This is a genomic window from Devosia sp., assembly GCF_040509215.1.
GTDB lineage: Bacteria > Pseudomonadota > Alphaproteobacteria > Rhizobiales > Devosiaceae > Devosia.
Genome location: NZ_JBEVLL010000304.1, coordinates 1 through 3,413 on the forward strand (window position 1 = coordinate 1; position 3,413 = coordinate 3,413).

4 protein-coding genes are annotated in these 3,413 nt (G+C 62.0%); 2 read left to right on the plus strand and 2 right to left on the minus strand.

Annotation, left to right across the window (positions count from 1 at the left end):
- Positions 1–23: 23 nt before the first annotated feature.
- Together rfbD and rfbC are read left to right on the plus strand one after the other, a co-directional pair.
- Positions 24–932 (plus strand): dTDP-4-dehydrorhamnose reductase, encoded by a 909-nt coding sequence (gene rfbD / locus ABW043_RS17125; RefSeq protein ID WP_353922407.1) that lies wholly within the window; start codon positions 24–26, stop codon positions 930–932.
- The gene (rfbC, locus tag ABW043_RS17130; protein WP_353922408.1) at positions 932–1,486 is read left to right on the plus strand and encodes a dTDP-4-dehydrorhamnose 3,5-epimerase; all 555 of its coding nucleotides are present in this window, start codon (positions 932–934) and stop codon (positions 1,484–1,486) included. The genes rfbD and rfbC overlap by 1 nt, the downstream gene beginning before the upstream one ends.
- 27 nt (positions 1,487–1,513) lie before the next feature.
- Here rfbC and ABW043_RS17135 read toward each other — a convergent pair whose 3' ends face one another.
- Both ABW043_RS17135 and ABW043_RS17140 read right to left on the minus strand, forming a co-directional pair.
- Positions 1,514–2,881 carry a UDP-glucose dehydrogenase family protein gene (locus ABW043_RS17135; protein WP_353922409.1) on the minus strand — a complete coding sequence of 456 codons (1,368 nt, stop codon included), beginning with the start codon at positions 2,879–2,881 and terminating at the stop codon, positions 1,514–1,516.
- A 121-nt stretch (positions 2,882–3,002) separates the two neighbouring features.
- Entirely contained in the window at positions 3,003–3,365 is a 363-nt protein-coding gene (locus ABW043_RS17140; protein ID WP_353922410.1) for a c-type cytochrome, read from the minus strand.
- Positions 3,366–3,413 lie beyond the last annotated feature (48 nt).

Sequence of the window (3,413 nt, forward strand, 5' to 3'; positions counted from 1 at the left end):
GAACGAGGGGAGGAGATCAAGCGATGCGCATTGCCCTCCTCGGTTCCAATGGCCAGGTTGGTTCAGCGCTACTTGCGAGGCTGCCGCGCGCCTGGAGTGTCGTGCCGCTGGCGAGACGTGATGCTGATCTGCTGGTTCCGGGTGCTGCCGCCGCGGCCATCGCTCGCATTCGCCCCGACGTCATCGTCAACGCCGCGGCCTGGACCGCGGTGGACAAGGCGGAGACGGAGGCTACGAGGGCCTATAGGGTCAATAGCGAGGCCGTGCGCGAACTCGCGGCTGCCGGCGCCGATTGGCTGATTTCCTATTCCACCGACTATGTCTTTGACGGACGCAAGGCTGGCGCCTATCGCGAGGACGATGCGACGGCGCCCCTCAATGTCTATGGTTGGAGCAAACTCGGTGGTGAGCAGGCGATTGCAGAGAACGGCGGCAAGTCGCTGATCTTTCGCACCAGTTGGGTGCATACGCCCGGCCACGCAAATTTCGTCACCACGATTCTGCGGCTCGCTGCCGAGCGCGAGAGCCTCAATGTCGTCGACGACCAGATCGGGGCGCCAACCAGTGCAGGCCTCATCGCCGACACGACGGTGGAAGCGCTGAAGCGCATTTCCGAGGGCCGGCCGATCGAAGCCGGCACCTATCACTTGGCCGCATCCGGCGCGACAAGCTGGTTCCACTACGCCCAATTCATCCTTCAATGCGCGGAGGAGGCCGGGCACACGCTGCCGTGCGCCATCCATCCTGTCTCCGCCAGCCAATATGGTCAGGCGGCCATGCGGCCGGCCAATTCGCAGCTCGACACCACAAAGCTCGAAGCGGCTCTGGGGGCCGACTTTCCCTCCTGGCAGGAGGGCGTAAGGCAGACGGTCGCGCAAAGCATCAATCCGGCCGTTCTTGATACGGTCTCGCTCAGGCAGGGTCACGGCTGATGCGCGCAACGCCTTATCATCTAGAAGGGCTCGTGCTCTTTGAACCCGCTGTTCATGCGGACGAACGTGGCGCCTTTTTCGAGAGCTTCAATGCGCGGCATTTCCTCGAAGCGACCGATGTCTCCGCACCGTTTGTGCAGGATAACCAATCCGTCAGCCGCAAGGGCGTGGTGCGAGGGCTCCACTATCAGCTCTCGCCGCATGCGCAGGGCAAGCTTGTCCGGGTCATTGCCGGCCGCGTTTTCGATGTGGCCGTGGACTTGCGCGAGAACTCGAATACCTATGGCCGCTGGGCTGGCGTGGAGCTCAGCGCGGACAACCATCTGCAATTGTGGATTCCGCCGGGCTTTGCCCACGGCTTCCTGGCGCTCGAAGACGATACGAGAGTGCTCTACAAAACCACTGATTTCTGGCACCGGGATAGCGAGCGGACCATCCGCTGGGACGATCCCGAGATCAATATCGCCTGGCCGCTGAATGGTCTGGATGTCGTGATCTCAGCCAAGGATGCGATCGCGCCGACACTGTCTGAGTTGCAGACCGCCGCGCTCTGAGCATCTGCTCTTATCGTAAGCGAACCCCTACACCGCCTGGTCTACGACCTGCGGTCTGGCAAAGGCGGCGCGGCGGCCAATGCTGAAGCAGGACCAGCCGTCTTCTGCCAACCGCTTCGGAGCAAAGACATTGCGGCCGTCGAATATCACCTTGGCGCGCAGCCGGTCCGCCATCTCACCGAAATCGGGGGCGCGGAACTGCGGCCATTCGGTGCAAAGAATGAGGGCGTCGGCGCCATTGAGCGCCGCGTATTTGTCGGCGCACAGCGCAAGATCGTCACGCTCACCATAGATGCGTACCGCTTCGGGCATGGCCACGGGGTCAAAGGCCTGCACCCGCGCGCCAGCGGCCCAGAGTGCTTCGAGCAGAATTCTGCTCGGCGCCTCGCGCATGTCGTCGGTGCCCGGTTTGAACGCCAGGCCCCAGAGCGCAAACGTGCGCCCCGCCAACCGCTCCCTGCCGCCGAAATGGCTGGCCACTTTCTCGAACAGCCGCTCTTTCTGGCTGTTGTTGACGGCCTCTACGGCAGCAATCAGCTGGGCCTCGTAGCCAAGTTCGTTTGCCGTGTGCACCAGGGCCTGTACGTCCTTGGGAAAGCAGGACCCGCCATAACCGATGCCGGGATAAATGAAGTGATAGCCGATACGCGGATCCGAGCCGATCCCGCGACGCACCTGCTCGATGTCTGCGTCGAGCAGTTCGGCAAGATTGGCGATCTCATTGATGAAGCTGATCTTGGTGGCCAGCATGGCGTTGGCCGCATATTTCGTCAACTCCGCCGATCGCAGGTCCATATAGATCGTCCGATCGTGGCTGCGGTTGAAGGGCTCATAGAGCTCCTTCATCACGTCGCTCGCGTGCTGGCTGGCGGCGCCGATAATGATGCGGTCGGGCTTCAGGAAATCCGATACGGCAGCGCCTTCCTTGAGGAATTCGGGGTTCGAGACGACGTCATAGGCGAGGCCCGAATGGCGTGCCGTCAAGACGTTGCCCATGGCCTTCCGCACCTTCTCGGAGGTGCCGACGGGAACGGTCGACTTGACCGCGACAACCTTGCGCTCCCGCATGGCGCCGGCGATGTCTTCAGCCACCTTCAGCACATATTTGAGATCGGCGGCGCCGGTTTCGTCTGGTGGCGTGCCCACCGCAATGAACAGCACCTCGCCGTGACTTACGGCTCGGTCGGCATCATCCGTAAAAGCCAGCGTGCCCAGTTTGACATTGCGCTCGATAATGTCCTGGAGGCCGGGCTCATAGATGGGAATGTTTCCGTTGTTGAGGCGCTCGATCTTGCCGGCGTCGACGTCCATGCAGACGACGTCATGCCCGACATCGGCAAGACAAGCTCCCGTGACAAGGCCAACATACCCGGTTCCGAAGATCGATAGCTTCATGATCCCGTTCCTGCTTCCACGAGGACGGGGCCATACCCCTCCGCCGTTCCAGTGCGCGAGAAGCGTAGCAGAGCGGTGGAGTGCCGCTGTTAGCTCTTCCTACCTATTCGCCGCACCGCATTCAGTCGACGAACGGACCGAAACTATTGTCCCACGAATTGCGGACATAAGTGCCCACGGCCAACAACTCTTCCGGGGTCAGGCGCTTGCCGAAAGCTGGCATGTCGGCGCTGCCGTTGGTGATCTGGCGTATGACGAATTCGGCATTGGCGAGGCGTTCATTGCCGGAGAGTTTAGGACCGACAAAGCCGCCGCCCTTGGCTCCGTGGCATTCCTGGCAGCGGCGCACGTAGATGGGTTCGCCGATGGCAATGGTTTCGGCAAGCGCTGTCGGTGCGGACGAGGCCACATCCTGCGCGATGGCAGATGGCACTGACGCCATAAGGGCGGCGACGATCAGGGCGGCGCGCTGAGCTATCTTCATTTTTCTCTCGTCCAAATACGAAATGGGCGGCCGTGGTGGCCGCCCATT

What these genes read in the sequence shown, in the direction of transcription:
- rfbD (WP_353922407.1), top strand. Translation starts at nt 24, where the DNA reads ATGCGCATTGCCCTCCTCGGTTCCAATGGCCAGGTTGGTTCAGCGCTA.
- rfbC (WP_353922408.1), top strand. Translation starts at nt 932, where the DNA reads ATGCGCGCAACGCCTTATCATCTAGAAGGGCTCGTGCTCTTTGAACCC.
- ABW043_RS17135 (WP_353922409.1), bottom strand. Translation starts at nt 2,881, where the DNA reads ATGAAGCTATCGATCTTCGGAACCGGGTATGTTGGCCTTGTCACGGGA.
- ABW043_RS17140 (WP_353922410.1), bottom strand. Translation starts at nt 3,365, where the DNA reads ATGAAGATAGCTCAGCGCGCCGCCCTGATCGTCGCCGCCCTTATGGCG.